Genomic DNA, 16,653 nt, shown 5'->3' with positions numbered 1-16,653 from the left:
GAAGGGCGAGGCGCGGTACCGCTTGGGCAGCAGTACCAGCGCGCCTGGACCGTCGTCAGTGGATCGGCGGGCAGACCGGCGGACGTCGGCGTCACCGATGCGGAACTGCTCCCCCCTGCAACGGTGAGCCGACCGCCGCCATGTTCACCGTGAGCAACACCGGGGACGCTGATGACGACCTCGTAGGCGTCACATCGCCGGTCACCGGTGCGACGATGCTCACCCGGACCCACGGTGGCGCCGACGATCGTGCCCCCGGGCGTCAGGCGGTCGCGACGCCGTCCAGGTGCCCGGCCTTCGCCTCCTCTATCAGCGACGAGAACTGGTCGGCACTCATCTGTATGCGCTGACCGAAGTCGTCGGTGATCACCACTCGGCGCTCGCTGGCGGCCGCGGAGTCCACGAAGAGCTGCGGGCAGCCACAGCTGCACTTCCCGCAGAATGTCGCCACCGGCTCCAGACCCTTCATCCCCGCCATCGTTGTCGACCTTTCGAGCGCTCTACGGCGGTTGGCCTCGCGCGTCCCCGCCCTGATGAAGGGGGGATACCCGAACACCTGGGCGGGGAAGCGCGAACCGATCCCGGCGCGGAGGCAAAAGCGAGGGCGTCAGTGCCCCAACGCGCCCCTCCAGTGCTTCAGCGCAACCGAGATCACCGGGAACTGGCAACAGCTATGCGGCGACTACCTCAGGGGCCACCGCGTACGCACCGTCCTCGGCCGTGCTCAGCCATCCGCTGAGATCCGCGCGGGCCCGGGCGACGCGGGAGCGGACGGTGCCAGCCGGGCACCCTACGACTGCTGCCGCGTCCGCGTACGGCAGTCCGATCATCTGGGTGAGGACAAACGCCTCGCGGCGGGTCTCGTCCAGCGCGTTGAGGAGCTCGCGCAGCACCACTCCCTCGTCGAATCCCGGTACCCATCTGGGCTGGGCTCTCTCCGCCGCGGTCTGCCAGTCCTCGGTCTCGGCGATCTGGGTCCTCGACGCAGTCCTGCAGTTCCAGCCCTACATGTTCACCAAAGCCTTCGGCAGCCAGACCCTCGCGGTCACGGCACAGGGCAACCCGGCCTGGATCGCGCACTCGATCACCTGGGCGGCCGGGATCGTCGCACGTCACCCGGTGTGGACGAACGCCGTTTTCGCCACCGTCCAGCTCGCTGTGGGCCTGGGGATCGCCTGGCGGCCGACGACGAAATGGGCACTGGCCGCCTCGATCGGCTGGGCACTGGCGGTGTGGTAGTTCGGCGAGGGCCTCGGCGGCGTACTCGCCGATACCGCGAGCCCCGTCTCGGGAGCACCCGGCGCGGTGATCCTCTACGCACTGCTGGCGGTGCTGCTGTGGCCGACGGGCAGCGAGCAGAGCGGGGCCGATACGTTCGTGGCCGCGCAAACCGTAGGCGCCACGGCGGCACGGTTGCTGTGGCTGGTGCTGTGGGGGAGCCTGGCCTACTTCGCGGTCCTGCGGGCGAATCGGGCCCCGCAAGGGCTGCACGACATGATCGCGCAGATGGCCTCCGGGCAACCCCGCTGGCTGACCACGATCCTCAACCACTCGGCCACAGTGGTCGCGCACCGCGGACTCGACGCTTCGATCGCGCTCGCCGTGATCCTCGCCGTCGTCGCGGCAGGAATCTTCCTCCCCGCTCCGGCCGCTCGCGCAGTCCTGGTGCTGGCCTTGCTCGCCCTCAGCGGTGATCTGGCTGGTCGGCGAAGCATTGGGAGGCATGCTCACCGGCCAGGGCACCGACCCCAACTCCGGACCGCTGCTGGCACTGCTGGCCGCCGCCTACTGGCCCCGCCGAGTCGCGCGACCAGTGCCCGATACGGCCGCGGCCTGACGACCTCATCACCATTCACATCGCGGAAGGACGGCAACACGATGGGGCCTGCATGGCTGACCGACTCATTCGCCGTGATCATGCTCGTCGTCGCCTCTACTGCGCCGGACGCCTGGCAGTGGCGCCACTACGCCGTCGGACGATCGAACCGGACATCGACGCAGCACATCTCGCAATGGGCATCGCCATGGCCGCGTGCCGGCTCATCTTGAGCACCGCGGAAGTGCCGCCCGGGAGGTGCACCGGCGCCGCCCACGGTGGCCACGCTCCGCGACAGACTCACTGCAGGCAGCATGACGGCTGTCACCCCTTGAGCCGACTGGCACGCGCGCTCGGGCCCGCCCGGGATCACGCCTGACTCTCGCCGCGATCCCGGTCTGTGCCCTACGGTCCACGGACCGCCCGAGGCCAGGATCTGCCAAGCGTGCTCCGTATGCCCCAACCCCCCTCGGCACCTTTCGTGATGCGCGGCCGAGGATGGGAAGCCGGCCTCAAGCGGTGCGATGCCGTCATCATTGGGGACGCGAGCATTCTCAGCGCGCGCTCCCCCGTTGCCGCGGCAGGTATTGACCAGCCGCTGTCAACGACATACCGTCCCCCGGCTTGGCCTGCATCGCCCAAGTACGCGTCCACACAGGGAAGTTCAATCGCTACCGGCTTAGTGACCGGGCTCTTCCCTGCGAGGCGTCCAGGCGTTGGTAAGGATGTCGAACCACACGGTGATGCACCGGTTGGATGCCGTCATCCAGCACGTGCGTTAACGTAATGGGATCACTAACGGCCATGCACAGGATCTGTGTGATCGCTCCCAAGCTGCGTACGGCGTAGCTATGGCCATCTGAGAGAAGAAGGAACACACGGTGGCAACAACGACTGGCACGCATAGCGGCATTGCATCGACCATCACCGCCTTGGAGGCGGAACTCCCCCAGCTCGAACATCGGCAGAAGTCGCTGGAGAACGACCTCGCGGCAGTGACCCAACGCCTTGAGATCGTCCGCACCGCTGTGGCCGGCTTGAAGGCCCTCAACGGTGCCCCCGCGCCGCTGCCCGAGCCGGCATCCACGACGACAACGCCGGCAACGCCGGCGGCTGCCGCGGCACCCGCCATCGCAGAGCCGGAATCTGCCCTCGAGGAGCAGACGCCGAGCACCGCGTCCGCAAAAACGGTACCCGCGCCGCGTCGCGCGAAGGGCACGAAAGCACCGCGGGCGGTGAAGAATTCAACGGCCGCCGACGGCCGCGACAAGACCCCGAAGACGACGACGCCGAAGAAGAACGAGACTCGGGCAGCTCGAAAGGCCACCGGAACAGCCAAGCAGGACAACCCCGCAACCACGAAGCGCACCAGGACGCCGGGACTGTCGAAGTCCATCGTTGCAGTGCTGGGCAAGTCCAAAAAGCCCCTGCGTGCCGGAGAGGTCAATGAACTTCTCGGCCGGGAGAAGACCGACGGCAGTGTGAACTCGGTACGCACTGCCCTGGAGCGGCTCGTGGTGAACCACGACATCCAGCGCGTCGGCCGCGGTCTGTACCAGACCACCTGAGCACCTGCCGTTCCCGCTCATCCACCTGGTGAGCGGCTCGGCGTCGGGATGCGTACAAGTGAGACGGCGGCGGCGCTCTGTGCTCGGCAACCGCGGCCAGGCCAACTGCGCAGCCGCTAAGGCCGGCGTACACGGATCCAGTGGCCGCCCCGGACGAGGACAACGTCCACGAGCGGCGCGGAACGCGCCTCAGTCCGGATCCGGGCTGAGGCGCGTCCGACCAGCGATGAGCAGTGCTGGCCAGGGCTGGACCTCCCCAGCACGGGGCCGTCCGCGGGCGACCCGTCACGATCCTTGACGTTCCCTCAGAGGGCCAGTAATTCCGTGGACAGCCACCACAAGGTGGGGGCCTTGTCCGCGTCGAGGGCGTGGGCGGTGATGCCGCGGCGCACCCCGTGCTGGTGGGGGCCGGCTTGCTGGCAGCGACCCGGAGCAGGTCCTCGGCATCTACGCCGCCGAGCTTGGTCACCGTCCGCTGAGGCACTTCGGCTGCCGGCAAGCTGGACCGCCGAGCCCGCCACGCCAGATCAGCCGGTACCTCGGCACCGAACTGATGTTGTCCCACGAGGACTCTGTCGCCCGATTCCTCGGACCAGCAGACCTCCCCGGTGGAGGCTGACGACGTCGCCGCAGTCGTGGAGGAGATCCTGGCCGACCCGGCCCCGCACATCGGCCGGATCTACGAGCTGACCGGCCCGCGCTCGGACGACATCGCCGCTATGGCGGCGGAGGTTTCCGCGGCTCTGGGAAGGCCGGTCAGCTATACCGACGTTCCACTGCAGGAATGGCTCGACAACGATCTCGGTTCGCTCGGGCTTCCGGACCACGTTTTCCAGCACATCTCGACCATGGCTCGGCTTCATGCGGAGAACCGGTACGATCGCACGGCGGACGGCGTGGAGCAGGTCACCGGGAGGCCCCCTTCAGGGGTAGCCGATTTCGTTCGCAAGAACGCCGGCCTGTTCACCGGCTGAAGCAGCTCACGTGGGGTTGCCCTGTGCATGGCCCCCACGGACCCGGTGCGGTCAGCGACAGCGGCAGCGGCAGCACTCCGTTCGGTGCTCGCGACGCGAGCAGAGCGCGCGAGTCAGTCGATCCCTGCGGCGGGCAGCCACCCCCGCAGCGCTGCCCGACCCACCTCCTCCGGCTTGTGCCGTCTGCCGGGCGGGGTCCCTACGTCGACGACCGTCCGTTCGCGGGCAGCATGCAGCAGCAGCGCGGCCGGCTGCCCACGGCCGGCGGTGCCGCGCCCGGACGTCAGCCGTTACGCGGCGGAAACGCCGACGCCCGCGAAGAGACCAGGAATTCACCGGTCGCGTCGCCGTTCTTGACATACAGCGGCACGGTGACTTTCGGGTTGGCGCCGTGGAACGCAAAGGTGAGCACGCGTTACACCGTGGCACTACACCTGACGTCGTACCGGCTCCTAATGTCAGCGGAATCACCGCCAACGGGGAAATCCGATATTCCGTGGGAGATGACCGATGAGTCGTGTGGTGCGCGCCGCCCTTGTCCAGACGAAGTGGACGGGTGACAAGGAGTCGATGATTGATCTGCACGAGCGGTACGTGCGTGAGGCAGCCGGCCAAGGTGCGCAGATCATCGGGTTCCAGGAGGTGTTCAATGCCCCGTACTTCTGCCAGGTGCAGGAGGCGGAGCACTACGACTGGGCGGAGCCGGTCCCGGACGGACCCACGATTCAGCGGATGCAGGCGCTCGCCAAGGAGCTCCGCATGGTGATCGTCGTCCCGGTCTTCGAGATCGAGCAGTCCGGTTTCTACTACAACACCGCGGCCGTGATCGACGCGGACGGAAGCTACCTGGGCAAGTACCGCAAGCACCACATCCCGCAGGTCAAGGGGTTCTGGGAGAAGTACTACTTCAAGCCGGGCAACCTGGGCTGGCCGGTCTTCGACACCGCCGTCGGCAGGGTCGGGGTCTACATCTGCTACGACCGGCACTTCCCCGAGGGCTGGCGTGCCCTCGGCCTCGCCGGCGCCCAGCTCGTCTACAACCCGTCCGCGACCTCGCGCGGCCTGTCCGGGTACCTGTGGCAGCTGGAGCAGCCTGCGGCCGCGGTCGCCAACGAGTACTTCGTCGCCGCCATCAACCGGGTGGGCGTCGAGGAGTACGGCGACAACGACTTCTACGGCACCAGCTACTTCGTCGACCCGCGTGGCCAGTTCGTCGGCGACGTCGCCTCCGACAAGGAGGAGGAACTCCTCGTCCGCGACCTGGACTTCGCGGTGATCGACGAGGTCCGCCGGCGGTGGGCGTTCTACCGCGACCGCCGCCCCGAGGCGTACAGCCCCCTCACCGAATCCTGACGTGAAGGAGAGAACTGGCAGTGGCTCGTACGGTGATACGCGGCGGACTGGTGATCACGGCAGCCGAGGAGATGGCGGCGGACGTCCTGATCGAAGGTGAGCGGGTGGTGGCGCTGGCTACCACCGGCAGTGCGGTGGCGGAGGGCTGGTCGGCGCAGACGGTGATCGACGCATCGGGGAAGTACGTCATCCCCGGCGGAGTGGACGCCCATACGCACATGGAGCTGCCGTTCGGCGGAACGTACGCCTCGGACACCTTCGAGACCGGCAGCCGGGCGGCGGCCTGGGGCGGCACGACGACCATCGTGGACTTCGCCGTGCAGAGCGTCGGGCGGTCGCTGCGCGAGGGCCTCGACGCCTGGCATGCCAAGGCGGAAGGCAACTGCGCCATCGACTACGCCTTCCACATGATCCTCGCAGACGTGACCGAGGACAGCCTGAAGGAGATGGACCTCCTGGTGGATGAGGGGGTCACCTCCTTCAAGCTGTTCATGGCCTACCCCGGGGTCTTCTACAGCGACGACGGGAAGATTCTGCGGGCGATGCAGCAGGGTGCGGCGGGCGGCGGCCTGGTGATGGTGCACGCCGAGAACGGCATCGCCATCGACGTCCTCGTCGAGCAGGCGCTGGCGGCCGGCCGGACGGATCCGCGGTACCACGGTGAGGCGCGCCGCGAGCTGCTGGAGGCCGAGGCGACGCACCGGGCGATCCGGCTGGCGGAGGTGGCGGGCGCGCCGCTGTATGTGGTGCACGTCTCTGCCGAGTCGGCGGTGGCGGAGCTTGCGGCGGCCCGCGACCGGGGACTCAATGTCTTCGGCGAGACGTGTCCGCAGTACCTGTTCCTGTCGACGGACAACCTCGCCGAGCCCGGGTTCGAAGGAGCGAAGTACGTCTGCTCCACGCCGCTGCGGCCCAAGGAGCACCAGGCGGCGCTGTGGCAGGGGTTGCGGACCAACGACCTCCAGGTGGTCTCGACGGACCACTGCCCGTTCTGTTTCGCGGGTCAGAAGGAGCTGGGCACGGGGGACTTCTCGAAGATCCCCAACGGCCTGCCTGGGGTGGAGAACCGGATGGACCTGCTGCACCAGGCAGTGGTGGACGGCCGCATCTCACGACGGCGGTGGGTCGAGATCGCCTCGGCGACGCCTGCGCGGATGTTCGGGCTCTATCCCCGCAAGGGAACCATCGCGCCCGGCTCCGACGCCGACATCGTGATCTACGACCCGGACGTGACGCACATCCTGTCCGTGACAACCCATCACATGAACGTCGACTACTCGGCGTACGAGGGCATGCGCGTGCGCGGCAAGTCTGCCACCGTGCTCTCCAGGGGCACGGTGGTGATCGACGACGGCACCTATCTGGGCCGGTCCGGCCACGGCCGCTACCAGACGCGCTCGACCTGCCAGTACCTCAGCTGACCCGAGAACCGGAGGTTTCCCATGGACATCGGCCTTGTGCTGCAGACCGACCCGCCCGCCTCGCTGCTGGTCGAGCGGATGAAGCGCGCCGAGTCGGCAGGCTTCACCCATGGCTGGACCTTCGACTCGGCGGTGCTGTGGCAGGAACCGTTCGTCATCTACAGCCAGATCCTGGCGGCCACCGAACGGATGGTCGTCGGCCCGATGGTGACCAATCCATCGACCCGCACCTGGGAGGTGACGGCATCACTGTTCGCCACGTTGGGCGACATGTTCGGCAACCGGACGGTGTGCGGGATCGGGCGCGGCGACTCGGCCATGCGCGTGGCAGGCCGCAAACCGGCGACGCTGGGGCGGCTGTCCGAGGCGATGCATGCGATCAAGGAGCTAGCGGAGGGCCGGGAAGCGGTGGTGGACGGCACCGCGATGCGCCTGCCGTGGGTGAGGGAGGGCGCCTCGCTGCCGGTGTGGATGGGGGCGTACGGGCCGAAGGCGCTGGCCCTGACGGGGAGGCAGGCCGACGGGTTCATTCTTCAGCTCGCCGACCCCTTCCTCACGGAGTGGATGGTCAAGGCGGTACGGAACGCGGCCGCCGAGGCCGGACGGGACCCGGACGAGGTGACGATCTGCGTGGCGGCGCCCGCGTACGTCACCGACGACGACTCTCCCGGGGCCCTGGCACACGCCCGGGAGCAGTGCCGCTGGTTCGGCGGCATGGTCGGCAACCACGTCGCCGACCTGGTCGCGCGATACGGCGAGCACTCGGCGAGGGTGCCGGAGGCGCTCACCGCGTACATCAAGGAGCGGCAGGGGTACGACTACCGTCACCACGGCCGCACCGGGAACCCGGACACCGCGTTCGTGCCCGACGAGATCGTGGACCGGTTCTGCCTCATCGGTCCGCCCGAGGCACAGACCGCCCAGTTGAAGGCGCTGCGCGACCTGGGCGTGGACCAGTTCGCGGTCTACGCCATGCACGATGCCGTGGAGCCGGTCATCGACGCCTACGGCGCCCACGTCATCCCCGCACTCGGCTGACCGCTCCGGCCGGAGCGGAGCACCTCCGGCGGCCCAGCGCCGTGCACGCCGGGTTTCCTCCCGTCCCCCGTGCGAGATCTCGCGAACCGAGGTGGCCGTACATGTCCGCTGCAACTCCCGTGCCCTCGCCTTCGGCGGCCCAACTCACCCACCCCGACGGCCGCGTCGAACTGGCTGACGGCGTCTCGCTCAGCGACCCCGACTTCGCCAACGCCGACCTGCGGCCGGTCCCGGTGGAGCGCAGGCACTGGACCACCTACAACTTCCTGGCCCTGTGGGTCGGCATGGCCCACAACATCCCCTCCTGGACCCTCGCCTCCGGTCTTGTGGCGATCGGAATGGACTGGAAGCAGGCGGTGTTCACCATCGCCCTGGCCAACGTCATCGTCCTGATCCCGATGCTGCTCACCGGCCATGCGGGCACCAAGTACGGCATTCCCTTCCCTGTGTTCGCCCGCGCCTCCTTCGGGCTGCGTGGCGCCAACCTTCCCGCGCTGGTACGGGCGGCCGTCGCCTGCGCCTGGTTCGGCATCCAGTCATGGATCGGCGGCGAGGGCATCTTCCTGCTCGCGGGTAAGCTCTTCGGGCACGGCTGGCAGACCGCCTCCGCCGTCGGCGGCTTCCCGTGGACGCAGTGGCTCTCCTTCCTGCTCTTCTGGGTTCTGGAGATCATCGTCATCCACCGCGGCATGGAGACGCTGCGGCGCTTCGAGAACTGGGCAGCGCCGTTCGTCATCGTCGGCGCCCTGGCGCTGCTGGCGTGGATCACCGTCAAGGCAGGCGGCTTCGGCCCACTGCTCCACCAGCCGTCCAAGCTCGGCTGGGGCGGCAGCTTCTGGAAGGTCTTCTTCCCCTCTCTGATGGGCATGATCGGCTTCTGGTCGACGCTCTCCCTCAACATCCCGGACTTCACCCGGTTCGGCGGCAGCCAGCGCTCCCAGATCCGCGGACAGGCGCTCGGGCTGCCGACCACCATGACACTCTTCGCGCTGCTCTCGGTGCTGGTCACCTCGGGCTCACAGGCCGTCTACCACACCCCGATCTGGGACCCGATCGCGCTCGCCGCCAAGATGAACAGCGTCGCGGGCACCCTCTTCGCGCTGTTCACGGTGTTGATCGCCACCCTGTCGGTGAACATCGCCGCCAATGTCGTCAGCCCCGCCTACGACCTGGCCAACCTGCTGCCCAAGCTGATCACCTTCCGCACCGGGGCACTGATCACCGGCGTGGTCGGCATCGCCATCATGCCGTGGAAGCTGATCTCCAACCCGCACATCTACATCTTCACGTGGCTGGGCGTGGTGGGCGGTCTGCTCGGCACTGTCGCCGGCATCCTCATCGCCGACTACTGGATCGTGCGCCGCACCCGCCTGGAGCTGGACCAGCTCTACACCCCCGGCGGCAGCTACTGGTACGCCTCCGGCTGGAACTGGCGGGCGCTTGTGGCCTTCGTCGTCGGCGGTCTGCTCGCCGTCGGCGGCTCGTACGGCGGCCCGTTCCCGTCCGGCGGCATGATCTCCTTCCTCAAACCGCTTGCCGACTACGGCTGGGCGGTCGGACTCGCCTGCGCACTCGTGCTCTACACCGGTCTGACACGGCTGGCACCGGCCGGGCAGATGGCGGGCGGGCCGACCCCGGCCGTGCGTTGACAGCACCACGCGGCGAGCCGCAGGCCGTCCGGTTCACTGGGCGGACTCGGGGCCGGCGGCCCGCTGCGCCTGGTGGGCGAGCAACGCGACGTACAGCGACGCCACCTGCTCCCAGTCGTCCAAGTCGATCCCGAGCAGCGTCTCGATGGACTCCAGACGCCGGTAGAGCGCGGGCCGGCTGATGTGGTGCGCCTGCGCGGCGAGCGACTTGTTGCGGCCCGTCTCCAGATAGGTGCGCAACACGCCAAGGAGCGTCCTTTTCTCCAGCAGCGGCCCGAGTTCGCGTTCGATGAACGCCTGCAACTGCGGCTCGTCGCGCAGCAGCCGCACGAGCCCGCGCAGCCGTACGTCCCGCAGCCGCGCCACGGGAGCAGCCGGCGGGCCCGCCACCGCGGCGTCGGCGACATGCACCGCCTCGACGAAGGAGCGCCGCACCTCGTCGAGGGTCGTACACCCGAAGCCCGCGCCGATCACCGCCGCCGACTCCCGGACCGCCAGCCGCTCGTGGACCTGCACCGCGACCCGCTGCACGGCGGCGTCGACGTCGTGGTCGAAGGCGATGCTGAGCAGCACCGCGGCGCCGTCCGGTCCGATGCGCCCCGCCAGGCCCGCCACCGCGGGCTCCTCGCCGAGGATCCGGTCGATCAGCTCCGGCAGCTGCTCCCGGCCGGCCGTCCCCCGGTTGCCCGGCAGCCGGACCACCAGGGGCACGAAGACGCGGCGGTTCACCGGAAGGCCGGCGGCCCGAACCCGGGTGAGCAGCTGCTCCGGCCTCGCCGTCCCCGAGGCAAGGTCGGTGAGGAGCGACTCCGCCGCATGCCCTTCCCAGCCACGGTCGCCCTCCCCGAGCAGGCGGTGCATCGCCAGCGCCTCCGCAGCCCGCCGGGCCAGCACCTGGCCGGACTCCTCCGAGCCCTGGTAGCCGAAGAGGACCAGCCGCCCCCACTGCCGGCCGCGCGCCTCCAGCGCCGCCACAATCCAGCCGTCCGGGCCGACGGTCACCGGCTCGTTGCGCACCAGATCGGCCACCTGCCGGGAGACCCGGTCCCAGTCACGCAGCAGCTCGCTCAGCGCGTTCTTCTCCCCGGCGGTGGCGAGCACCCGGTGCGCCAGGTTCACCAGCACTGCCGGACAACCGCTGTACGAGGCGATCTCGTCGAGCAGCTGCTGCAACGAGGCGCCGGAGAGGTTGAGCGCGGTGAGCGAGGAACGGATCCGCTCGGACAGGTTGAGCGCCGCGAACCGGCCGTGCACCAGCCGGGAGTGCACCTCCTCGGTGAGCCGGGCGAACGGCGCCGGTCGATGCAGGACGATCAAGGGCAGCCCGCAATGCTCCGCTGCGCGCCGCATCGCGGGAGGCGTGGTCCGGAACGCCCGCCCCAGGCCCAGCAGCACGGCGGCAGCGTCAGCCTGGTGCAGCGACTGGACGTAGGCCACCTGGGCCTGCTCGTCCCCGGCCAGCAGGACGCCCGTGGTCAGCAGCATCTCCCCGCCGGTGAGCATGACCCCCACGTCGGTCGCCTCGGCCACGTGAATCCAGCGCACCCGGCGCCCCAGGTTCCCCGCACCGGCCACCACCTCGGGGCCCCATGGGGTCACCACGTCGAGGTCCAGCACATCGCGCACGGTCAGCGACGATGTGTGGGTGGGCGGTATGCCGATCTCTTCGCTCACGTGGGACGACCTCGCTGGTTCTGGCCGCGTCCGGCGTTGCCGATGGTGCCGATCTCGTGGAGTTTATGCTCCGACGGCGGGCGAGGCGCCGACCCGAAGAGGAGACGGAGGGCGGGCGCGTGGTTGAGCCGGACGTGGCGCAGGGCGCGACCAGGCGGCTGCCGGGTTGCGGGCGGCCGCCGATGATCCGTTCGCGCAGCTCGGCGTGGACCAGTTCGCGGAGCGCGGCCGGCGCGTGCGGCGCGTCTGCGGAACGGTTCCCCGAGCGTGTCGCCCGGCCGCTACGCCAGTGCGCGACAAGCCAGAGGACCAACTTCAGGCGGATCGGTTCTCCGCGCTGACCATCCAGGCGTGCTTCTCGAAGCAGTCGATGATCGCGTGCAGCAGGTCAGCGCACCAGCGCAGCCCGGACGATGCCGCCAGCCGATGCGTGCGCTTCGCCTCGTAGCCGTGAGTGCCGGTGGTGAGGTAGCGCATGCAGGCCGCGGCTCGGTCTCCACCGCGGAAGAGATGCCGGTGACCAGCTCGTCGAGCTGCCGGGCAGGCGCTCCCTCCCCCGGGGACGCCGTAGGCGCCGCAGGGGCCGAACTGGCGCGGGTGGCCCGCCATCAGCCCTCGCGGCCCTTGGTGTAGATGTCCTTGCACTTCACTTCGCCGATCTTCCGGCCCTCAGAGAAGAGGTCAACCCGCCTTTGATTCGCCCTCGAGATGGGACGCCGGAGAGCCCGCGACTGAGCCGTGCGAATGAATTTGACGGATGATCAGCTTTTTTCGGCGGGTTACCGACCACATAGCCGTAGCAGATGCCGCACGATTAGGCCCGCAGGAGCGTATTCAGAGGATGGTGAGCTTTGTGAGAAGAGTCGCGCAGGCCGTGACCGTCGTCGGCACCTGTGGGCTGGTGATGTGTGGCGCCGGAACCGCGCACGCGCAACCGGCGCCGCAGCCGTCGCCACAATCCCTGCTCTCCTCACTGGTGGGTATCGACGTGGGCACGCTGGGCAGGATGGTCTCCGGCGTACTGTGCAACAACCACCTCGTCGACTACAACTACAAATCACCTGTGAGCAGTTCTCCACACCCCTGCATCAACGGCCCGGCGCACAGCGACAACCGCCTGAACAGCGGGAATTTCTCCAACCAGGGAAATCCCTATCACACCGGTAACATCTTGGACGTGAACGGTCCGGCAGACAGCGGAAACAGCCAGAACAGCGGGAACTTCCTCAACCAGGGGAACCCCACCAGCAGCGGGAACCTTGCGAACACGAACGGTTCCACGAACAGTGGAGACTCCGTCATGGGCGCTCACGCCGATCCGCCCCCCGGCGGTGCCGCCCCCGCCGGGGGGTTGTCGCAGGGTGCGGCCAAGCCGCCGCAGGAGGTGCGGCAGAAGGCGAGGGGCCGCCACTGACCTGATCACGCTCGCCTTGGACGCCGTCCGTGCTCGCCCGGAAGGACTGGCCAGGCGATCACGGCGGTGTATCTGACCTGCGTCCTAGCGGACGGTTTGAATGTCCTTGGGGCCCTGCGGACCGTGGGTCTCGATGTGGCCGTTGGTGTTGCCGTTGGTGTTGGTGGGGCTGCCGCTGTCGTCGGCGGCGCCGGACTTCCACCAGAGGTTCTGGGAACCCCAGAGGTTGCCGCTGTTCACCGGCCCGTTGATGCACGTCCGGGAGGGCGACGAGCAGTGGAAGAAGATGCGGAAGTCGGCGATCGTGTCGCTGTCGATGGATTTCAACCCGCCGCCCCAGCCGCCGGAGCCAAAGCCGCCAGTGGGTGCGCGCTGGGTCTGGGCGAACGACGGTCCGGCCGCGGCCAGCAAAAGGCCACACGCTCCGGTTATCAAGGCGCTCGCGCGCAGGGTATTTCTCACTTTGACGCTCCTCGATTTCGGGGATTCACGGGGCACGGCACACCCATGCCACCGCATATAACCGGAACCGTCGAACAGATACCACGCCACGCACGCCATTCACTCGCTCGGGCCAAATATTTCACCCTGATGGACCAGAGCTCGAGTGGGTTTCACCCGTTCCACGTGCCGTAGTGAACCATGCTCTGCAGCGGCCGCCGTCCGGCCCGCAGATCGCGCTCGCGCTCCTCGGCGTCGTAACCGATCGCCATGGCGGCGATCGGCTCGAATTCGCCGGGGACACCGACAGCGTCCTTGAAAGGGTGAACGTGCCCCGGATGGATCCCGAAACAGCGCGCCGATGCCTTCGTCCACGGCCGTCAGCAACTGAAGTATCGCGGCCATTCCAGTCTCGAGGTGCGGACGGCACCGGCCCGCGTGCCCCGTCCTGATCAGTCCAGCCCTTGCCGGGCCGGGCGCAGCGCTGCACCTGGCTGTGATCCGTACGGACGTGCCGATCCGGACGCTGTTGTCGACCCGGCCTGCGCCAGGTGCGGGATTGACCGCTCGAAGCGGGTGACACCGCGGTCACGGACTCACCGCCACGCCATAGGGGCTGGTGCCGACCGTCACGGTTGCGACGACCTTCAGGCTTTTGGGGTTGATGACCGTAAGGATGCCCGCTCCCTGCTCCGTGACGTAGACCGCGCCAGAGGTGACCGCCAGGTTGAACGGGTCGGTGCCCGGGGGGCCCACGGCAACGGTGGCCGAGACGTGGTGGCTACGGGTGTCGATCACGGATACCTTGCCTGGGCCGAGATCAGCGACATAAGCCCTTGAGCCATCAGGTGCCAGCGCTACGTCGAAGGGGCCTTCGCCGACCGGGACGGTGGCGGTAACCGCCCGTGCGCCGAGTCCTACGACCGAGACGGTTGCTACCGCCTCGTTGGCCACATAGGCCGATTCACCGTCCGGGGTGACGGCGACGCCCACCGGGGAGCGGCCGGCAGGCACGCTGCGGACGACGCGTTGCGTACGGGTGTCGATGACCGAAACGCTACGCGATCCGGAGTTGGCGACGTAGGCCGTGGCACCGTCGCGGCTGATAGCGACGCTCACAGGGGAGACGCCGACCGGGACCGAAGCGGTCACCTGGTTGGTTCGGGTGTCGATCACCGAGACGCTGTCCGAACCGCCGTTGGCAACATAGAGGGAGCCGCCGCCCGGGCTCAGGCGGACAGCAGTGGGTTTGTTCCCTACCGGCACGGTGGCGGCGATCTTGTTGGTCCGGGTGTCGAGCACCGAGATCTTGGCCGATCCGTTGTCGGCTATATACGCGTACCTGCCATCCGGGGTGATCGCAATGCCTTCGGGCGCCGTGCCGGCCGGAACGGTCGCGAAGACCTTGTTGGTACCGGCATCGATCACCGAGACCGTGTTGTCGAGCTGATTGGTGACGTACACGCGGCCAACGACGCCCGCGAGCGGGGCGGCGGAGGGCGACGGCGGCGGCGATGCCGGGACGAGCCACGCGGTGAGGAGGCCGCAGGCCAGCAGCAGCCCGATGCCGACGAGGGCCTTCGCGCGCGGGCGGCCGTCGGTGTGGTTTCGGGTCGGGGTTCGCCGGGGGAAACGCATCTCGCCTCCTGGGCACTTCGCGGATCGTCGGTCTGTGGCCGGACCGCCTCCCGCACAACCGGCCCGGAAGAAGCAGTCAGGTCAGCAGCCCGCGGGCGAAGTAGTCCTGGTCGTCGCGCACTCCCGGAAGGGCGAAGAAGTAACCTCCTCCACGCGGACTGATGTACGGCACGAGCGCCTCGGCTTCCAGCCTGGTCTGCATGGCGATGTACGTGTTGAGCTCACGCTGGAAGCAGCAGAACACGTGCCCGAGATCCGGGCGGCCGTTCACGTCGGGACTGCGCTCGTAGTCGTAGCTGCGTCGCAGGATGGTGCTGGTCGACGCGGTCTGGGGGGTCTGAGGATTGGCCAGGCGGACATGGCAGTTCAGCGGGGTGATCAGTCCCTGCGGGTCGTTGGTGTAAATGGGATCGAACGTGTCCGGAGCGTCGTCGGAGAGGGCGTACAGGGGGGCGCCGCTGGTCTTGCGGCGTCCGAAGATCCGTTCCTGCTGAGCAAGCGGTACCCTCTGCCATGCTTCGAGGTAGAAGTGGACGACGCGCACCACCTGGTACGTCCCGCCCGCCGTCCAGGCCGGCTCGTCGGTGTTGGGCTGCACCCAGACCACCTTGTCCAGCTGGGCGGTGTTGGTGATGTCGGGGTTGGCGATGCCGTCCTTGAAACCGAACCAGTCACGGGGGATTCCGGTGGGGCGAGGCGGGTTGCGCTGGCAGTGGAAGCTCCATCGCTGCTTCAGCATGCCCTTGGTGTGGGTCAGGATGTCGAGCATCGCGTGCACGGTGCTGTCGCGGTGTCCGGCGCAAACTTGCAGCAACAGGTCGCCGTTAGACAGTTCGGGGTCCAGGTCGTCGTGGAGAAACGGCTTCATCCTCTTGAGTTGGACGGGTTTGCGGGCCTGCAGGCCGTAGCGCGAGTTGAACAAGCTCGCGCCGACGGCGGCGGTGATCGTGAGATCGTCCCGCACGACTCCGGGTCCCAGGATGCCGTTGTCCGCCGGCGGCGCGAGCGGGGACGCGTTCGGTTCGGTGCGGCCTGCGGTGAGCAAGCGGGCCCGCGCGGTCAAGGTACGGAAGAGCTCGATGAGTTCTGCGCGGTCCGAGGCTGTTGCGTCGAAGGAGGTGAACGCCCCGACCGTCTGGGGCGGGGTGGCGATGCCTGCCTGATGGTAGCCGTGAAACGGAATCAGATGCCCGGTCGTCCGGTCGCTGCCGCCTCCCCCCTGGGCGATAGCCTCATCGCTGCCAAGCAGGCTCCCGCCCGCCGCCCCGACCAGACCGGCGGCTGTGCCCTGAAGGATCGATCGTCGCGCGAAGAGACCCGCCGGACACCCTTCGCCAGTCCACCCGTCCGCCAGGGCAGAACCTATCTCGTCGCCCATGTTCTCCCTCTCACAACGAGCACGGTGGTGTGCACCTGTGACTTGGCACGATGCCTCGCCCGACCGAACCGTGTGGCTACGACTGGTGGCGGTCGCCTCCCATCAGCGTCCGGACTGCGACCGGCCGCACCCCAGTCGGAAGAGCCGGGGGCTCCCCTAGAGCACGTGTGGATAACCGACAGCGACATACGACCACAGTGAGTGCTCACCTGCATCCCGGGTGTGCCAGGCGAGTGTGGGGCTGGTGGTGCAGGCGCCGACACGGCGGCTCCACCACCGACGGCGCCCC

General features: G+C 68.6%; 18 protein-coding genes. 10 read left to right on the top strand and 8 right to left on the bottom strand.

Annotated features, from left to right (window positions below; genetic code table 11):
* Positions 1 to 44: 44 nt before the first annotated feature.
* A complete protein-coding gene (locus NGB36_RS33625) occupies positions 45 to 350 on the top strand; it encodes a copper chaperone PCu(A)C (RefSeq protein ID WP_372509355.1) in 306 nt (101 codons plus the stop codon).
* Here NGB36_RS33625 and NGB36_RS01925 read toward each other — a convergent pair.
* Both NGB36_RS01925 and NGB36_RS01920 read right to left on the bottom strand, forming a co-directional pair.
* Complete coding sequence (locus NGB36_RS01925; RefSeq protein WP_255918237.1) at positions 263 to 478, bottom strand: hypothetical protein; 216 nt, start codon at positions 476 to 478, stop codon at positions 263 to 265. The genes NGB36_RS33625 and NGB36_RS01925 overlap by 88 nt on opposite strands.
* A 193-nt stretch (positions 479 to 671) precedes the next feature.
* Entirely contained in the window at positions 672 to 893 is a 222-nt protein-coding gene (locus NGB36_RS01920; protein ID WP_308288794.1) for a sigma factor-like helix-turn-helix DNA-binding protein, read from the bottom strand.
* Between NGB36_RS01920 and NGB36_RS01915 the strand changes: the two genes are divergently transcribed.
* From NGB36_RS01915 to NGB36_RS01900, 4 genes are all read left to right on the top strand, one after another.
* The gene (locus NGB36_RS01915) at positions 874 to 1,239 is read left to right on the top strand and encodes a hypothetical protein (protein ID WP_255918236.1); all 366 of its coding nucleotides are present in this window, start codon (positions 874 to 876) and stop codon (positions 1,237 to 1,239) included. The two genes, NGB36_RS01920 and NGB36_RS01915, sit on opposite strands and share 20 nt — an antisense overlap.
* 66 nt (positions 1,240 to 1,305) lie before the next feature.
* Entirely contained in the window at positions 1,306 to 2,049 is a 744-nt protein-coding gene (locus NGB36_RS01910) for a hypothetical protein (protein ID WP_255918235.1), read from the top strand.
* A gap of 648 nt (positions 2,050 to 2,697) precedes the next feature.
* Complete coding sequence (locus tag NGB36_RS01905) at positions 2,698 to 3,384, top strand: hypothetical protein (protein WP_255918234.1); 687 nt, start codon at positions 2,698 to 2,700, stop codon at positions 3,382 to 3,384.
* Positions 3,385 to 3,992: 608 nt separating this feature from the next.
* A complete protein-coding gene (locus NGB36_RS01900; RefSeq protein ID WP_255918233.1) occupies positions 3,993 to 4,358 on the top strand; it encodes a Rossmann-fold NAD(P)-binding domain-containing protein in 366 nt (121 codons plus the stop codon).
* A 283-nt stretch (positions 4,359 to 4,641) separates the two neighbouring features.
* Here the strand turns inward: NGB36_RS01900 and NGB36_RS01895 are convergent, their stop codons facing one another.
* Complete coding sequence (locus tag NGB36_RS01895; RefSeq protein WP_255918232.1) at positions 4,642 to 4,770, bottom strand: hypothetical protein; 129 nt, start codon at positions 4,768 to 4,770, stop codon at positions 4,642 to 4,644.
* 98 nt (positions 4,771 to 4,868) lie between these two features.
* Here NGB36_RS01895 and NGB36_RS01890 point away from each other — a divergent pair, with 98 nt between their 5' ends.
* The 4 genes from NGB36_RS01890 to NGB36_RS01875 all read left to right on the top strand — a co-directional run bounded on the left by NGB36_RS01890 (position 4,869) and on the right by NGB36_RS01875 (position 9,819).
* The gene (locus NGB36_RS01890) at positions 4,869 to 5,711 is read left to right on the top strand and encodes a nitrilase-related carbon-nitrogen hydrolase (protein ID WP_255918231.1); all 843 of its coding nucleotides are present in this window, start codon (positions 4,869 to 4,871) and stop codon (positions 5,709 to 5,711) included.
* Positions 5,712 to 5,731: 20 nt separating this feature from the next.
* Positions 5,732 to 7,132, top strand: a complete 1,401-nt coding sequence (gene hydA, locus NGB36_RS01885) for a dihydropyrimidinase (RefSeq protein WP_308288793.1) — start codon at positions 5,732 to 5,734, stop codon at positions 7,130 to 7,132.
* A 21-nt stretch (positions 7,133 to 7,153) separates the two neighbouring features.
* Complete coding sequence (locus NGB36_RS01880; protein ID WP_255918230.1) at positions 7,154 to 8,170, top strand: TIGR03842 family LLM class F420-dependent oxidoreductase; 1,017 nt, start codon at positions 7,154 to 7,156, stop codon at positions 8,168 to 8,170.
* Between the two features lie 101 nt (positions 8,171 to 8,271).
* Entirely contained in the window at positions 8,272 to 9,819 is a 1,548-nt protein-coding gene (locus NGB36_RS01875) for an NCS1 family nucleobase:cation symporter-1 (protein ID WP_255918229.1), read from the top strand.
* Positions 9,820 to 9,852: 33 nt separating this feature from the next.
* Here the strand turns inward: NGB36_RS01875 and NGB36_RS01870 are convergent, their stop codons facing one another.
* Together NGB36_RS01870 and NGB36_RS01865 are read right to left on the bottom strand one after the other, a co-directional pair.
* Positions 9,853 to 11,493, bottom strand: a complete 1,641-nt coding sequence (locus NGB36_RS01870) for a PucR family transcriptional regulator (protein WP_255918228.1) — start codon at positions 11,491 to 11,493, stop codon at positions 9,853 to 9,855.
* Between the two features lie 315 nt (positions 11,494 to 11,808).
* Positions 11,809 to 11,970: a hypothetical protein gene (locus NGB36_RS01865; protein WP_255918227.1), complete on the bottom strand. Its 162-nt coding sequence runs from the start codon at positions 11,968 to 11,970 to the stop codon at positions 11,809 to 11,811.
* A 397-nt stretch (positions 11,971 to 12,367) separates the two neighbouring features.
* Between NGB36_RS01865 and NGB36_RS01860 the strand changes: the two genes are divergently transcribed.
* A complete protein-coding gene (locus tag NGB36_RS01860) occupies positions 12,368 to 12,907 on the top strand; it encodes a hypothetical protein (protein WP_308288792.1) in 540 nt (179 codons plus the stop codon).
* An 84-nt stretch (positions 12,908 to 12,991) separates the two neighbouring features.
* On the opposite strand, the gene NGB36_RS01855 is transcribed toward NGB36_RS01860, so the two are convergent.
* From NGB36_RS01855 to NGB36_RS01845, 3 genes are all read right to left on the bottom strand, one after another.
* Entirely contained in the window at positions 12,992 to 13,369 is a 378-nt protein-coding gene (locus NGB36_RS01855) for a hypothetical protein (RefSeq protein WP_255918226.1), read from the bottom strand.
* 567 nt (positions 13,370 to 13,936) lie between these two features.
* Positions 13,937 to 14,986 (bottom strand): YVTN family beta-propeller repeat protein, encoded by a 1,050-nt coding sequence (locus NGB36_RS01850; RefSeq protein ID WP_269469689.1) that lies wholly within the window; start codon positions 14,984 to 14,986, stop codon positions 13,937 to 13,939.
* A 76-nt stretch (positions 14,987 to 15,062) separates the two neighbouring features.
* Entirely contained in the window at positions 15,063 to 16,364 is a 1,302-nt protein-coding gene (locus NGB36_RS01845; protein ID WP_255918224.1) for a Dyp-type peroxidase, read from the bottom strand.
* Positions 16,365 to 16,653 lie beyond the last annotated feature (289 nt).

It is taken from the genome of Streptomyces humicola (assembly GCF_024436035.1).
In the GTDB taxonomy this organism is placed as follows: domain Bacteria; phylum Actinomycetota; class Actinomycetes; order Streptomycetales; family Streptomycetaceae; genus Streptantibioticus_B; species Streptantibioticus_B humicola.
This window is presented reverse-complemented; position numbering and strand designations above follow the sequence as displayed.

What these genes read in the sequence shown, in the direction of transcription:
- NGB36_RS01925 (WP_255918237.1), bottom strand. Translation starts at nt 478, where the DNA reads ATGGCGGGGATGAAGGGTCTGGAGCCGGTGGCGACATTCTGCGGGAAG.
- NGB36_RS01890 (WP_255918231.1), top strand. Translation starts at nt 4,869, where the DNA reads ATGAGTCGTGTGGTGCGCGCCGCCCTTGTCCAGACGAAGTGGACGGGT.
- NGB36_RS01880 (WP_255918230.1), top strand. Translation starts at nt 7,154, where the DNA reads ATGGACATCGGCCTTGTGCTGCAGACCGACCCGCCCGCCTCGCTGCTG.
- NGB36_RS01875 (WP_255918229.1), top strand. Translation starts at nt 8,272, where the DNA reads ATGTCCGCTGCAACTCCCGTGCCCTCGCCTTCGGCGGCCCAACTCACC.
- NGB36_RS01865 (WP_255918227.1), bottom strand. Translation starts at nt 11,970, where the DNA reads ATGCGCTACCTCACCACCGGCACTCACGGCTACGAGGCGAAGCGCACG.
- NGB36_RS01850 (WP_269469689.1), bottom strand. Translation starts at nt 14,986, where the DNA reads ATGCGTTTCCCCCGGCGAACCCCGACCCGAAACCACACCGACGGCCGC.
- NGB36_RS01845 (WP_255918224.1), bottom strand. Translation starts at nt 16,364, where the DNA reads ATGGGCGACGAGATAGGTTCTGCCCTGGCGGACGGGTGGACTGGCGAA.